The sequence below is a fragment of the Syntrophus sp. (in: bacteria) genome (assembly GCF_040768185.1).
In the GTDB taxonomy this organism is placed as follows: Bacteria; Desulfobacterota; Syntrophia; order Syntrophales; family Syntrophaceae; genus Syntrophus; species Syntrophus buswellii.
This window is the reverse complement of sequence record NZ_JAXGNC010000001.1, coordinates 522,243-536,944: the sequence shown is the minus strand read 5'-3', so window position 1 is coordinate 536,944 and position 14,702 is coordinate 522,243. Positions and strand designations below refer to the sequence as shown.

The window sequence follows — 14,702 nt, the reverse complement described above, 5'->3', positions numbered from 1 at the left end:
TTGTGATATGGAACGGCAACCTGCAAAAACGGAAACCGACCCGGCATACAGGCTTCTCGGCATTGTCCGTGGGCTGTTCAGCGAACTGCGGGGAAAAACCGGGCAGGAGGATCGCGTTTCTCTGGACAGTCTGCTGGACCGCGATCTCGGCTTCGACAGTCTGGCGCGGGTGGAATTGCTGTCTCGAATCCAGCGCTCCTTCGGCGTGGATCTGCCGGAGGAAATCCTCAACCGCGCCGAGACGCCGCGTGACCTGCTCGAGGCCTTGAGGCGGGCGGCCAGGGGACCGGCACAGCAGGAATTGGCCGCTTCCCTGGCGACGCTGGAATCTGCGCAGGGTGAAGCGGCCGGCGCCGACACGTTGCTTGAGGTGCTTGACTGGCATGTGCGCCGGCAGCCCGAACGCGTCCAGATCATTGCGCGCACTGAAAGCGGAGATCAGCCGATCTCCGGACGCAGCCTGGCGCAGGCCTCGGAGGAGATCGCCGCCGGTCTGCAGAACCGGGGGCTTGAACCGGGGCAGTCCGTGGCCATCATGCTGCCGACCTGCCCGGAGTACTTTTACGTCTACCTGGGGATTCTCCTTGCCGGCGGCATTCCCGTGCCCATTTATCCCCCCGCCCGCCTGACCCAGGTGGAAGAGCATGTACGCCGCCATGTAGGGATCCTTTCCAATGCCGGGACCGTTCTGCTTGTTACGGTCCCCGAAGCTCGAGCGGTGTCCCGGCTGCTGCAGGCTCATGTCCTTTCCCTGCATTCCGTGGTCAGTGTGCAGGAATTGCGGTCGTCAGGCGCCTCCTTTATCCGGGTGCCGGTAACGGCCCGGGACGTGGCTTTTATTCAGTACACTTCCGGCAGCACGGGCGATCCCAAGGGGGTGGCGCTGACCCACGCCAATCTGCTTGCCAATGTCCGCGCCATGGGGCAGGCGGTGGGCGTGGGGCCCGATGACGTGTTCGTCAGCTGGCTGCCGCTGTATCATGACATGGGGCTGATCGGCGCCTGGCTGGGGACGCTCTATTTCGGCATCCCGCTGGTTGTCATGTCCCCCCTGGCCTTTCTCGTGCGGCCGGTGCGCTGGCTGCGGGCAATCCATGAGTACCGCGGCACCCTTTCGGCGGCCCCTAATTTTGCCTATGAGCTCTGTGTCAAGAAGATCGGCGAAGAGGAGCTCTCCGGACTGGATCTCAGCTCGTGGCGGCTGGCTTTCAACGGGGCGGAGGCCGTCCTGCCGGAAACGCTGACGCGCTTTCGGCGGCGTTTCGCTCCGTTCGGCTTTCGAACCGAAGCCCTCACGCCGGTCTATGGGCTGGCCGAGAATTCCGTCGGGCTGGCGTTCCCGCCGCCGGGCCGCGGTCCGGTCATCGACTGCGTCCAGCGGGAAACCTTTTCGCGCACCGGACGGGCGGTACGCGCTTTGTCGGAGGAGGCCTCGCCGCTGTGCTTTGTCTCCTGCGGCCGGCCGCTTCCCGGCCACGAACTGCGCATTCTCGATGCGTCCGGTCACGAGCTGGCCGAGCGCCAGGAGGGGCGGATAGAGTTCCGGGGGCCGTCGTCGACGCGCGGCTATTTCAACAATCCACAGGCCACGTCCCAGCTCTTTCACGGCGGCTGGCTGGACAGCGGCGATCGCGGTTACATCGCCGGTGGAGAGGTTTTCCTCACGGGCCGCGCCAAGGACATCATCATCCGGGGCGGGCGCAACATCTATCCTCAGGAACTGGAGGAGATCGTCGGCGAGATACCCGGGGTGAGAAAGGGCTGCGTCGTGGCGTTCGGCAGTCCCGACCCGGCTTCGGGTACGGAGCGGCTCGTTGTGATCGCCGAAACCCGCCGGAGCGATCCGGCTGAACTGGAGCGTCTGCGCGGGGAGATCCATGCTGCCATCTTTGAAGCGCTCGGCGAACCGGCTGACGAACTTGTGATCGTCCCTCCCGGGACCGTTCTCAAGACCTCCAGCGGCAAACTGCGGCGTGCCGCCAATCGCGACCTTTTCGAGGCGGGATTGGCGGATGGGCGCAAGCGGACCGGACGGCGGCAGATGGCCCGCCTTGCGGCAGGCGCCTTGGTTCCCCAGCTGCAGCGCTGGACTGCCAGGGCAGGGGAGGTTTTATTTTCCGCCTGGGCCTGGTCGGTGTTCTATATGGTCATGCCGGCTGTCTGGCTGGCCACGGCCATGACGGAGCGCCCGTCAACGGCCTGGTCCGTCGGCCGGGCAGGGGCGCTGCTGCTGATCCGGCTCACCGGTACGCCCTTTTCGGTGAGCGGGCTGGAGCATCTGCCAAAAGGGTCGCCCTGCGTTCTGGTGGCCAACCACGCCAGTTACATCGACGGGATCGTCCTGCTGGCGGCGCTTCCGGAGCACTTTGTCTTTGTCGCCAAGCGGGAACTGGGCGAAGGGTTCCTGGCCCGCCTTTATCTCCAGCACCTGGGCGCCCATTTCGTTGAGCGCTTTACAGCCACGGAGAGCGTCCAGGACGCCGGCCGCCTGGAGGAAGTGCTCCGGGCAGGCCATGGGCTGGTCTTCTTCCCCGAGGGCACATTTACCCGGGTGGCCGGCTTGCAGCCCTTCCGGATGGGGGCCTTCCTTGTGGCGGCCAATACAGGGACGCCGGTCGTTCCGGTGGCGATATCCGGCACCCGGTTTGTGCTGCGCGACGGCCAGTGGCGACCGCGGCGCGGCGCGATCCGCGTTTCTGTCGGCGATCCCCTGGTGCCGGCGGCGGATGCCCGGGATGCCTTCGCGGCCGCCGTTGCGCTGCGCGATGCCGCTCGCGCCCATATCCTGCGGCACTGCGGCGAGTCGGATCTCCAGCCGTTCGAAATTTCGGAAAATGGGAGGTGAACAGCAATGGCAGGGTCCATGAAAGCGATGGTGTGCCGGGGGCCGGATTCCTATGGCCTGGAGGATGTTCCGGTTCCTGAAATTCTCGAACCCGGGGATGCGATCGGCAGGGTCCTTCTGACGACGATTTCCGGGAGCGACCTGGCCCTTGTACGGGGGGGGATCCCCGGGGTCCGCTATCCGCTCATTGTGGGCCACGAGTTCTGCGCTGAAATCGTGGAAACGGGTCCCGCGGTAAAAAAGCTGAAAGTCGGAGACCGGGTCGTGGTCTCCTGCTTCGCCTGCTGCGGCGAATGCCGGTACTGCCGGCAGGGCCTTTACGCCCGCTGCCTGAAGGCCGGTTGCGGGACCTTCGGAATGCGCGGACCGGGAGGCTGCCAGGCGGAATACGCCCGCTTGCCGGACGCCGACGCCTACTGCTTCAAATTTCCGGAATCCCTGTCCCCCGGGGATGTCCTCTTCTGCGGCGATGTTCTGTCCGCAGGTTACTTCGCGGCGGAGCTGGCCCGCATCGAGCCCGCTGAAACGGTGGCCGTGGTGGGGGCCGGTCCCGTCGGACTCTGCGCCATGGCATCCGCCCGGTTGTGGGGACCGTCAAGGATCATCGCCGTAGACACGTCGCCGTCCCGGCTGGATGCGGCCATGAAAGCCGGTGTGGCGGATCTGGCTCTCAATCCAGCGGAAGCAAATGTTGTTGAAGCCATCCGGGAGCTTACCGACGGGTTCGGTGCGGACAGGACCATCGAGTGTGCGGGACGGCAGATGACCTTTGACATCGCCTTTTCCGCCCTTCGTTGCGGAGGCGGAATATCAACCGTCGGCATTTATGAAAAGCCGCTCCTCCTTCCCCTGGATGAGGCCTGGGGCACCAATATCACCTTGAGCTGGGGCGTCGCGCCGGTCGATCGTCTGCCCAGGCTGATCGAACTCATCGAAGAGGGGAAAATCGATACCCGCTTCCTGTGCACCCATTCCGTTCCCTTGAATGAAATTCTGAAGGGTTACGAACTGTTCGCCAACCGGACGGCGGGCTGCCTGAAAGTGCTGATCACACCCTGGGAACCGTAAAAATCCCGCTCTGCCGCTCTCTTCCGGGGCGCATGTCGCTCTCAGCGCCGTTTCCCCGGCATCGGGCTGCGCCCTTCCGGCCTTTTGCCGCCCGGCTATTGTTCGTGGGCGCGGAGGGGAATCAGAGATCCAGGGTATGGAGGATGTCGAAAAAGGACATTGCCCGGTCCGGGTCGGGGGGCAACCCGGAGTACAGCGAAGGGGACACCATTCCTGCCAGGCTCTTTTTCAACTCGGCCTGGGTTCTGGTGTCGTCAAACCGCTCCAGGCATTCCAGGGCGAAGGCAATAGCCCGCTCCTGGAGTGAGCTGACGGAGTCGGCCTGCTCCTCTCCCGTCACCGGATGGCGGTAGGTGAGAGTGGACTGGAAGAACCGGGGATCGGATTCCTGGCAGGTAGCGTAGAAGAGGGCTTCGACCGGCTCGATCCGGCGGGCCTGGCGGGGAGCCAGGATATCGAAGAGGCCGAGGAACTGGTGGACGCGCCTCTGCTGGATGATGTGGTGAATCAGGGCATGCTGCCAGAATGTCAGTTTCAGAGAGGAGTTGGCGGCCAGGATCTTTCCGAAATACAGCAGGTTCAGCAGCTTCAGAAAGGCGCTTTCCTCGTTTTCGCGGTTTCGGTACAGGTCGATGAGGCGCAGGTTTCGAAATGAAGCGTTGCCGTTGCGGCTTAACAGGTGGAGATCCAGGGCCGATTCAAGGCGGCGATGGCGGGTCGCGGCGCGGGAGGCCTGGATCGAGGGAACATCCTTGTCGTTGCCGCTGAAGTGGAAGATGAGGGGGTGAAAGACCGAATCCACGGCCACATGGGTCATGGCGCCCGCCAGAAAAGGCCGATATCCCTCCGGCAATGTTTCGGAACTTTTTGCCAGCGGCCCGAAGGGGTTAAAGGGGCTGGAAACCCTGTAGCCGTGAAGCCTGTTCGCCGCCGCGATCAGGTTGGACCGGTTCTGCCCGGTCAAGGCATAATAGGGTGTATCGAAGATAACAGAGCCCAGATAATAGAGAGCTTTGTTTTCCTGAATCTCCGTTTTCAAAAGCCCGTCAGGCATAGCCTGCCAGGTCTGCTCCGCCAGTATCCAATGTGCTGCTTCCTTGGGCATGACTCTTACTCCTCCGACGCGGCGGCAGACATGGGAATCTTCAACAGGATCAGGCCGCCAAGAACAAAAAGAACAGCGAGGCTCAGTATCCCGTACCGGGATTGGCCGGTCATCCGACTGGCCAGCGCCATCAGCAGGGGTCCGAGAATCGCCGCGAATTTTCCGAAAATGTTATAAAATCCGAAAAATTCAGCAGACTTTTCCTTGGGGATGAGGCGGCCGAAATAGGAGCGGCTGAGAGCCTGAAGGCCGCCCTGGGAGCTGGCGATGAGAACGGCCAGCATCCAATAGAAAAAGATTTTTTTTGACGCCGTGGGCAGTTCGGGAAGGTAGAAGGCGATGAGCACGATGATCAGATACACCCCCAGTCCCACATAGAGCATGGGCTTTGTTCCCAGAAGCACGGCCAGCTTCCCGTAGAGCAGGGCGAAGGGAAAGGCGAGAATCTGGATAACCAGGATGAGGGTCAGCAGCTGGGACGTCGTCATTCCGATGTCCACGCCATAGGCGGTCGCCATGCGGATGATGGTGTCCACGCCGTCGATGTAGAAAAAATAGGCAAGCAGAAAGAGAAACGCCAGCCTGTACTGTCGGATTTCCTGGAAGGTGGCCATGAGGCGGCGGAAACTGCCGCGCAGAGGCTGCGCCGAAGGTGGAATAAAATGGTGCTGATGGACATTCCGGATCATGGGCAGGGAGAAGATCAGCCACCAGAGGGCCGTGAGGACAAAGGAGATGCGGGTGGCCTGCAGCGGGGAATCGAGCCCGGCGAGGGAGGGCTTCTGAATCAGGATCATGGCCAGGACAAAGGGGACGGTGCTGCCGAGGTATCCCCAGGCGAAGCCGTTGGAGGAAATCCAGTCCATTTTCGAGTCGGGAGTGACGTCGACGAGGAAGGCGTCATAGAAGATGTTGGCCCCCGCAAAGCCGATATAGGCCGTCACATAAAGCAGGAGGCACAGCACCTGATCGCCTTCGCCGGGCAGGGTGAGCAGCAGCGTGAAGATCACGCCTAGGAAGAGGAATCCAAGGAAAAATCGCTTCTTCCAGCCCTGGTAATCGGCCAGCGTCCCCAGCAGAGGGGCGAGCAGCGCCACCAGCAGGGAGGCAAAGGCGTTGGCCATCCCCCAGTTTGCCGTGGAGACGGCATTTTCCACTCCCCGGGCTGCCACATTTTTAAAAAAAATGGGCATAATGGCCGTGGAAATCGTCAGAATGAAGGCCGAATTGGCCACATCGTAGAGTATCCAACTTTTTTCTTCCCGGGTCATCTCATTCGGCTTCCTTGGAGTCTCATCTCAGTCAACATCCTTCAACGTCTATCACGTTTTGCAGGTGAGCGGAACTCTTTTGTGAAGGGAATGGGGATTGCACGGCAACGCCATAAACCGTGCAGGAAAAAAATGTCCGGGAGGCTCTTGAGGAATGTTTTTTCCCATAAATTGTGTTATAGGCCGTCGCAATTTATGGGAAAACACCGGGACAGACAGAGGGCTTCCATCTGTTTCAGGCGTTCAGCGATTTATATTGTTCGTGAAGAATAGAGGAGGTTGACATTTCCTTATGCTGGAAACCATTTCGCTGCTGTTTCTTTCCAACCTGTTCATGACGTTCGCCTGGTATGGTCATCTCAAGTACATGAACGGCAAGCCGCTGCTTCTGGTGATCGTCCTGAGCTGGGGCATCGCCTTTTTCGAGTATATTCTGCAGGTTCCCGCCAACCGGATCGGCTTTCGCCATTACGATCTCGGTCAGTTGAAGGTCATCCAGGAAGTCATTACCATGACGGTTTTTGCCGGCTTCGCCTTTTTCATCATGAAACAGCCCTTGAAATGGGACTATCTCTGGGCCGCCTTCTGTCTTGTCGGGGCCGTCTATTTCATGTTCCGGGGCGGGATGCCTCACGCCTGAACCGGATCCCCCTTCGCCGCGACCTCAATGCGGGTGCTGATGAACCGGCGGATTTCTTCCAGGAAATCCGGGCCATAGCGCTCCAGCTTGTGGGCTCCGACACCGTGGATGTTCTGGAACGCCTCCGTATCCGTGGGCCGGAATGCGGCCATTTGAGCCAGGGAGGTATCGCTGAAAATGACGTAGGGAGGGACGCCGGCCTCGTCGGCCAGCCTTTTGCGCAGGGCGCGCAGGGTTTCGAAAAGCGCCCCGTAGGCGTCAAGCGCTTCCGGTCCCTTCCCGCGGCCGGCCTTGCTCTTTTCTTTCGCGGAAACGGCGTCCGCTCTGACTCTCGGTGCGGCCATGGTCAGAGGCTGTTCGCCGCGCAGGATGGGGCGGGCGGAATCCGTGAGCCTGAGGATCGAATAATTGCCCACGTCCTGTTCCAGAAAGCCGTTGTGAACCAGGTGGTGAAGGAGGCTTCCCCAGTGCTGCTGGCTCTTGTCCCGGCCGATCCCGTAAGTTGACAGCCGGTGGTGGCCCAGCTCCAGAAGTCGCTCCTTCTGGGAGCCGCGCAGTACGTCGATGACGTGCCCCATGCCGAACCGCTGCCCCACCCGGTAAACGCAGGACAGGGCTTTTCGGGCGTCCTCCGTCACATCGACCAGTTGTGGCGGATGGAGGCAGATGTCGCAATTGCCGCAATCCTCCGCGAGGTGATCGCCGAAATAACCCAGCAGGATGCGTCGGCGGCAGCTCAGGGCCTCGGCATAGCTCACCATGGAATTGAGCTTGTGCAGCTCGATCCTCTTCCGCTCAGGATTTTTCGTATTCTCGATCAGGCTCCGGGCCACGGCGATGTCGCCATATCCGAAAAGAAGCAGGGCTTCCGCTGCCAGGCCGTCGCGTCCGGCGCGCCCCGTTTCCTGATAGTAGCTCTCGATGTTTTTCGGGATGTCGTAGTGAACCACATAGCGGATATTGGATTTGTCAATTCCCATGCCGAAGGCTACCGTGGCGACGATGATCCGGATGTCGTCCCGGAGAAAATCCTCCTGCACTTTCTTCCGTTCCCCTACCGAGAGTCCGGCGTGGTAGGGGGCCGCACGGAAACCGGCTTCGCGGAGCTGCCCGGCCACCTTTTCCACCCGCTGACGGCTCAGGCAGTACACGATGCCGGACTCTCTGTAGCGGGGCTGGAGAAAGGTGGTCAACTGAGCGAAAGGCTTTTGCTTTTCCAGGACCGTATAGCGGATATTGGGCCGGTCGAATCCCGAGACATAGCACCGGGCACTCCGGAGGCCCAGGCGGTCCAGGATGTCTGTGCGGGTGTGCGCTTCAGCCGTGGCCGTCAGGGCGATCAGGGGGATGCCGGGGAAGACGCCGCGCAGCCGTCCCAATTGCCGGTATTCGGGGCGGAAGTCATGGCCCCACTGGGAAATGCAGTGCGCCTCGTCAATGGCGAACAGGGCGATGGGGATGCCGGTGAGCCGTTCGAGAAACTCACCGCTCATCAGGCGCTCCGGGGCGATATACAGCAGGTCCAGTTCGCCGCCATGAAGGCGGGCCAGCACGTTTCGCGCTTCCGAGCTGTTGAGGGAGGAATTGTAAAAGGCCGCTTTTACGCCGTGGGCCTTGAGGCTGTCAACCTGATCCTTCATCAGGGAAATCAGGGGCGAAACGACAATCCCCACCCCCGGACGGTGCAGGGCCGGGATCTGGTAGCACAGGGATTTGCCTCCGCCCGTGGGCATCAGGACAAAGGCGTCCTCGCCGCTGATCAGCCCTTCGATGATTTCCTGCTGGGAAAGCCGGAAGGCGTCGTACCCGAAGATTTTTTTCAGACTTTCAAGTGGGGTTCTATGGGGAAAAATTTTTCTGTCGCGTCCTTATCTCAAATTCTCTTACAGGGATGCCAGGTAATGAGCCAGGGAATCCCTTACCCGGTCGTACTCGTGTTCCAGAGGGGCTACCCGGTTTCCGGCGCCGTCGATCACGCCGCTTCGTGCCATCATCTCCAGCTCTCTGCACTGTTCCGCAAAATTCACGGCTCCCAGGCTCGCGCTCGACGACTTCAGGGTATGGGCTGCTGTCAGGAGGGCGGTAATGTCATGGCTGTTGACGGCATCCAGAATGCCCTTCATCTGCTTTGAGGAGCTGTCCAGATACACGGTGATCAGCTTTGTCAGCAGCTCTTTGGCTCCCTGCGGCTGAAGGGACGCCAGCATCTCTAGGGCCTCGTGGTCAATGGCCGGGGAACTCTCCCGTCCCTGCGCATCGGAAGCGCCGCCTTCCTCCCGCCGCGCGGCGAGCCACTTGTCCAGCATCGCCTGGATATCGGCGATCCTGCATGGCTTGGCAAGACAATCGTCCATTCCCGACCTGAGAATCGCCTCGCTACCGCCCGCCGCGGAAGAGGCGCAAAGGGCCACCATGGGAATCTTTTTCCCGGCCGTTCCCCCCGGGTTTTTCGCCTCCATGCTTCTGATGCTTTCCGCCGTTGCAAAGCCGTCCATTTCCGGAGTCAGGCATTCCAGGAACATCATATCAAAGGATTCGCGGGAACAGGCGTCCACGGCCTCATGGCCGTTCCCGGCGACGTGCACCCGGCAGCCGCAATGCTCCAGCATATCCTTGACGATTTCCCGGTTCAGGGGATCGTTGTCCACAAGCAGAATAACCGGCCTTGTTTCTTCGTTCCGTTTGTCCATGGAGGCTATCCTTTCATCATTGGTGTGAAATTTATACCGTGAGGAGCCGATGCTGTAAATTAAAATTTTCTGTGGGAATTCGCAGAAGCGGTTTCGCTCAGGGCGGTGCTTTTGCGACGGGAAGGGGCGTTCACGTGTTTGCCGATCTGCAGGACGGCGTCTCGACACGTCCCGCTTCCTCCTCTTCCGCATGGACCTCCAGGCGGATCAGCCATCGCGAGAGAATGGAGCGGAGCTCCTCGATTTTAAAAGGCTTGCTGAGATAGTCGTCCATACCGGCCATCAGGCAGACATCCCGGTCACCATCCAGGGCATGGGCCGTGAGGGCCACAATCGGCACGTGGCGCTCCTCGCCTTGCCGGCGGGATTCGGCCTCCTTTTCCCGGATCACCGCCGTGGCTTCGTACCCATCCATTTCGGGCATCTGGCAGTCCATGAGGATCAGGTCATACCTTTTCTGGTCCAGTTTTTCGAGGGCCTCCAGGCCATTATCCGCCATGTCGGCGCGGCAGCCGAAATAGGCGAGCATCGCCGTGGTCAAGGCCTGGTTGACGGGATTGTCCTCCACCAGGAGGATGCGGAGTGCGGCAAAAGGCTTCTGCTCCTGCTCTTCGCCCCTGAAGGCGCCGTTCCCGGGTTCCAGGGAGGACCGGACGCGCGGTTCCGCGGTGATGGAGGGGCTGCGCCTTTTCTGCAGCCGGACTGTGAACCGGAAGATGGAGCCCTTTCCTGGTGCGCTTTCGACATCGATCCCGCCCCCCATCATCTGAACGAGTTGACCGGCAATGGCAAGGCCCAGGCCGGTCCCTCCGTACCGCCGCGTCGTGGAGCCATCCGCCTGGGCAAAGGCTTTGAAAATGGACGGGAGAGCGTCCTGCGCAATGCCAATGCCTGTGTCCTGCACCTCGAACCGGAGAAGGGAGGTCTGCTCCGCTTCTTCATCCTGGGAGACGCGGACCGAAATTTCCCCTTTCTCCGTAAACTTTACGGCATTCCCAAGCAGGTTGACGAGCACCTGGCGCAGCCGCACCGGGTCCCCCCGAAGGATCGCAGGCGTTCCTTCGGCGAAATGGCAGGTCAGTTGAATTCCCTTTCTGTGCGCCTGGGTTGTAAAAAACTCAGTCACCTTATTTACAAGATCCGGGAGATCGAATTCCGTGACGGAAATTTCCATTTTCCCGGCTTCGATCTTTGACAAATCCAGGATGTCATTGATCAAATGAAGAAGTGTGTCCCCGGAGGCGAGTGCTGTGGCGATGTATTTCTGCTGCTGCAGGGTCAGCCTTCCGTCCTTGTGAAGCAGTTCCAGGAAGCCCAGGATGCCATTGAGCGGCGTACGGATCTCGTGGCTCATGTTGGCGAGGAATTCACTCTTGGCCTTGTTGGCGCTCTCCGCCTTCAATGCCAGCTTCAGGGATTCTTCCATGCTCTTTTGGAGGCGCTGGTTGGCGCACTCCGTTTCCTCCTTGGCCTTCCGGAGAAACTCGAAAGCCCGCTTGGATTCCGAGATGTCCGTGATCACACAGAAGGATCCGGAAAAGGAGCCGTTTCCGGCGTACATGGGGGATGCGGAAAGCATGGTGGAGACCGTGCCCCCATCCTTCCGGATCAACTCCAGCTCATAGCGTTCGCTGATCCCTTGAATGCGGCGGGCGATGCGTTCCCTGATCCGATTTGCATTGGCATCATCGACGAAATCAAAGAGGGACCGGCCCCGTATGGATTCCAGGTCGTAGCCGAACATCGTGGCGAATGTCGCATTGGCAAAAGTGATGTTTCCCTGGAAATCAACGGTGAGGATGCCTTCGTTGGACTGTTCCAGGACGCGCCGATAGTTCCCCTCGCTCTCCCGAAGTGCCTGCCGGATGTTCCAGTTTTTCAGCAGGGAGGTGACCAGCGAGTAGAGCTCGTCCTCGTTGAAGGGTTTCTTGACGTAGTAGATGTCGTCCTGCAGACGCTTCCTCATTTCGGAGGGGCTGACATCCGTATAGGCCGTGATGATAATGATCATGACTTCCGGATCAGCCGCACGGATCGTTTCCGCCGCCGTGAGCCCGTCCACGTTTGTCATGCGCATATCCAGCAGGCACAGGGGGATGCGCTCCCCCCGCCTGTGCTCGGAAAGAAAAAAATCGACCAGCTGAGCGCCATCGGGAAAGGTATGGACGGCGATGGGGGCCTCGGCCCTTTTTTTGCCGAAGAAATCCAGGCTGTCATCCTGTTCGAAAATGTTCCGATAGTACTCGAGCAGTTGAACGTCATCATCAGCAATCAACATACGCTTATTCATTGCCTATCTCCAGAAGCAATTCCGCGCCCGAATTCGGGCCGGGACTGGCGATCTTGATCGATCCGTTGTTCTCGTTCAGGAAATTCAAAAGTGAATGCAACCCCAGTCCGTGCCCGTCAGCCTTGGTGGTGAAGCCGGAATGGAACATGAAGGGCATATCCTCCGGGCGGATTCCGACGCCGCTGTCCACCACTCGTATGACCGCGCGTTCCCGATCTCCGGGCTTGCCGAACAGGTCGACGCGGATTTCCCGTTTCTCCCCCGCACCGGCGTCTATGGCCTCGATGGCATTTTTGATGATGTTGGTGAACCCGTGAACCAGTGGGTTCTTTTGACTTTTTACGCTTATGCCACGATCCAGCTCCAGATGTACAGATATTTTATGCTTTGCCAGGGTCGGCTGGAAATCCTCCATCACGTTTTCGATCATCTCCGCCAGGTTGATGGTCTGCACAAATTTGACATTGCGCTGCCGCGATGTATTGAACATGTCCTGCTGGAACTTGATGGTCTGCACCATGTGATTCTGGGTCCGGGTAATGGCTTCCAGATTCTCCGCGATGCGCGGCAAGGCGCGGTTCAGCAGAATTTCCTCCAGGCGGGCCAGCAGTTCGGGAGTGCGATCGTCCTTCCCCCCGCCGGCCACCGCCTCTTCATGAGCCTCTCTCAGCATCCTGAAGGCTTCAGGATACTGAGTGCCTGATTCCAGAACCCTGCGGATGTTGAGCAGCTTTCCGTTGATGCCGGCCAGGGAGTTCCCTATGTTGTGGAAGTAGGAGCTCGCCGATTCAAAAAGCCCCGCATTGTAAGCGATGAGGGCATCCTTCTCCTTGGTCTTCTCCCGCAATTCACTTTCGACGACGCGGCGGATCGAGGACTGCAGCTCATCGGCCATTTCATTGAAGGAGCGGGCCAGATCCCCCATTTCGTCATTGGAGTTCGCCTCCAGCCGATGGTCCAGCCGGCCGCTCTGGAAAAGGCGGATGCCGGAGATGACGGCGGTGATCCGGCGAGTCAGCACGGCGGCCATCCAGATGGCCACGGCGATGACGAATGCCGCCATCACCAGGGTAGAGAAACTGAGGGACTGGGCGGTTGACGCAAGGGAATAATCGATTTCCTGCTGGGCCAGGCTGTTTTCCCGATCCACCATGTTCACATAGCCTTCGGCGAGTTTCTGCAGCTGCTCGGAAGATTCCGTGGCGGCGGCATGGAATTCGTTCACGTCGGCGCCGATTGTTACATATCCGAAACCCCGCGGTGAATCGGCGTACCGGCCGGTGTAATACGGGATCGTGGCTGCCGTGGTCAGTTTCCACAGTCCGGTCCAGAAGATCAGGAAAGATCCGGAGCCGCCCTTGCTGGTCAGTTCATGCCATCCCCTGCACTGGGGGGCGAAGTTGAGGAAGCGTCCATCCAATCCGACCCATCCCGCCTTGGTCAGCTCCGCCGCCGGCTTCCTTTTGAGAGAAGGCGATGAGAATTGCGGGGCCTGGCTCAGGAATTGTTCGAGCTCCAGGCCGCTTCCTTTCCAGGATTGGTAAATTTCGGCGTCCAGCCAGGGGGTTGCCGCCTTTCCCGTTTGCGGATCGTAGCCGCAGATGCTGTGGTGCCTGGGATGACAGATGCTGCGCCCCTTGTAGTCCCATATGAAGGCATAGTTGCCGGATGCGGCGTCGTTGATGGCGGTGTAACGCTCATCCGTGGGGACAATGGTGCGGGTGAATTCGTTGAGATGGGTATGGTCCAGGGCCAGCGTGACATAACCGACAACCCGGCCCGCATCGACGACCGGGGTCGCCCAGCGGATGATGCCCTGGAACCGGATCCCCACGGGGTTTTCCTTGCCGGCGTATGCCTCCTTTTCCGGCTGGAAGGGGATTCCCCGTTTTCTGGCGGCTTCTTCGGTGTAAGGCCCGATGATGCGGCTGGGGACGTAGGCGCCGATGACATCGGAGACATGGACCTCGCCGGGTTTCAGGAGACGCAGGAAGGAGCCGTAGGTTTCCGCCTTGCAGAAGGTGTTCTCGCGCCTGGTGATGTCCCTGAGTTTCGGAGACAGCCAGGGAACCGTGGTGACCTTGATTTTTTCAACTCCATCAAGGCCGACAAAGGATATTTCCGCGTAAAGGGGAGTCGAGACGGGGCGGCCCTGCCGCTCCGGGGGCCGGTAATGCCAGTCCGTCCGGTTGTCCGGCACTTCCGTCGCCACGGTATCCGTCTGGGGCGGCTCCTGCTCGGCAGGGGCCCATCGGTCTTCCCGGAGCTTCCACGTGCCGTGATCCAGAACAGGGCGTGTCAGGGGTTTCAGGAACTTCCGGTACCGATCCTCCGACGGCTGAAGGTGGGATGCGAGAAGGATCTGCTGATCGCGCTGATAGAGGAAATCCGCCACCTGCCTTGCCGTATCCGTCGTCAGGCGCTCAATGGCCTCCCGCGATTTCAGATCCAGGGCGCGGATCGAATCTTCACCCGCCTTTCTGCCGACCTCCTTCACGAGCTTCCGGGTTTCCTCCACCATGAGGGCCGTCCGCCGTTCGATCTGATTCCCGAGAGAATCGACCTCGTGCCAGGCCAGCCAGCACAGAAGGATGAGGGGGATGACCTTGATCACGATGAAAATCGCAATCAGCTTCCCCCGGATCCCAAGCCAGAAGGGGCGTTTCAGAGGTTGTCTTTCGGAAGGCGCAGCGGAAGAGGTCGTCCTGTTCTGCCCGTCGCCGGCCTGTCCCCCGGTGGGGGTGCCCTTTTCAGCAGCCATCGCCATCAATCGTCCCCTTCCGGATTTTTTTG

General features: G+C 60.2%; 9 protein-coding genes. 3 read left to right on the top strand and 6 right to left on the bottom strand.

Going from position 1 to position 14,702, the window contains the following annotated elements:
• Positions 1 to 7: 7 nt before the first annotated feature.
• Together AB3175_RS02530 and AB3175_RS02525 are read left to right on the top strand one after the other, a co-directional pair.
• Complete coding sequence (locus AB3175_RS02530; RefSeq protein ID WP_367359358.1) at positions 8 to 2,845, top strand: AMP-binding protein; 2,838 nt, start codon at positions 8 to 10, stop codon at positions 2,843 to 2,845.
• A 6-nt stretch (positions 2,846 to 2,851) separates the two neighbouring features.
• Positions 2,852 to 3,913: an alcohol dehydrogenase gene (locus AB3175_RS02525; protein ID WP_367359357.1), complete on the top strand. Its 1,062-nt coding sequence runs from the start codon at positions 2,852 to 2,854 to the stop codon at positions 3,911 to 3,913.
• Between the two features lie 121 nt (positions 3,914 to 4,034).
• Here the strand turns inward: AB3175_RS02525 and AB3175_RS02520 are convergent, their stop codons facing one another.
• Both AB3175_RS02520 and AB3175_RS02515 read right to left on the bottom strand, forming a co-directional pair.
• Positions 4,035 to 5,018: a zinc dependent phospholipase C family protein gene (locus AB3175_RS02520; RefSeq protein ID WP_367359356.1), complete on the bottom strand. Its 984-nt coding sequence runs from the start codon at positions 5,016 to 5,018 to the stop codon at positions 4,035 to 4,037.
• 5 nt (positions 5,019 to 5,023) lie between these two features.
• On the bottom strand, positions 5,024 to 6,289 hold the full coding sequence (locus tag AB3175_RS02515) for an MFS transporter (protein ID WP_367359355.1): 1,266 nt from the start codon (positions 6,287 to 6,289) through the stop codon (positions 5,024 to 5,026).
• 292 nt (positions 6,290 to 6,581) lie between these two features.
• Here AB3175_RS02515 and AB3175_RS02510 point away from each other — a divergent pair, with 292 nt between their 5' ends.
• Positions 6,582 to 6,929 (top strand): DMT family protein, encoded by a 348-nt coding sequence (locus AB3175_RS02510; protein WP_367359354.1) that lies wholly within the window; start codon positions 6,582 to 6,584, stop codon positions 6,927 to 6,929.
• Here the strand turns inward: AB3175_RS02510 and recQ are convergent.
• The 4 genes from recQ to AB3175_RS02490 form a co-directional block, all read right to left on the bottom strand.
• A complete protein-coding gene (recQ, locus tag AB3175_RS02505; protein ID WP_367359455.1) occupies positions 6,920 to 8,782 on the bottom strand; it encodes a DNA helicase RecQ in 1,863 nt (620 codons plus the stop codon). The genes AB3175_RS02510 and recQ overlap by 10 nt on opposite strands.
• A 30-nt stretch (positions 8,783 to 8,812) precedes the next feature.
• Complete coding sequence (locus tag AB3175_RS02500) at positions 8,813 to 9,619, bottom strand: response regulator (protein ID WP_367359353.1); 807 nt, start codon at positions 9,617 to 9,619, stop codon at positions 8,813 to 8,815.
• A 130-nt stretch (positions 9,620 to 9,749) separates the two neighbouring features.
• Positions 9,750 to 11,909, bottom strand: coding sequence for a response regulator (locus tag AB3175_RS02495; RefSeq protein WP_367359352.1), 2,160 nt, complete (start codon positions 11,907 to 11,909; stop codon positions 9,750 to 9,752).
• Positions 11,902 to 14,670, bottom strand: a complete 2,769-nt coding sequence (locus AB3175_RS02490; RefSeq protein WP_367359351.1) for a PAS domain-containing sensor histidine kinase — start codon at positions 14,668 to 14,670, stop codon at positions 11,902 to 11,904. The genes AB3175_RS02495 and AB3175_RS02490 overlap by 8 nt, the downstream gene beginning before the upstream one ends.
• Positions 14,671 to 14,702 lie beyond the last annotated feature (32 nt).

What these genes read in the sequence shown, in the direction of transcription:
- AB3175_RS02530 (WP_367359358.1), top strand. Translation starts at nt 8, where the DNA reads ATGGAACGGCAACCTGCAAAAACGGAAACCGACCCGGCATACAGGCTT.
- AB3175_RS02525 (WP_367359357.1), top strand. Translation starts at nt 2,852, where the DNA reads ATGGCAGGGTCCATGAAAGCGATGGTGTGCCGGGGGCCGGATTCCTAT.
- AB3175_RS02520 (WP_367359356.1), bottom strand. Translation starts at nt 5,018, where the DNA reads ATGCCCAAGGAAGCAGCACATTGGATACTGGCGGAGCAGACCTGGCAG.
- AB3175_RS02515 (WP_367359355.1), bottom strand. Translation starts at nt 6,289, where the DNA reads ATGACCCGGGAAGAAAAAAGTTGGATACTCTACGATGTGGCCAATTCG.
- AB3175_RS02510 (WP_367359354.1), top strand. Translation starts at nt 6,582, where the DNA reads ATGCTGGAAACCATTTCGCTGCTGTTTCTTTCCAACCTGTTCATGACG.
- AB3175_RS02500 (WP_367359353.1), bottom strand. Translation starts at nt 9,619, where the DNA reads ATGGACAAACGGAACGAAGAAACAAGGCCGGTTATTCTGCTTGTGGAC.
- AB3175_RS02495 (WP_367359352.1), bottom strand. Translation starts at nt 11,909, where the DNA reads ATGAATAAGCGTATGTTGATTGCTGATGATGACGTTCAACTGCTCGAG.
- AB3175_RS02490 (WP_367359351.1), bottom strand. Translation starts at nt 14,670, where the DNA reads ATGGCTGCTGAAAAGGGCACCCCCACCGGGGGACAGGCCGGCGACGGG.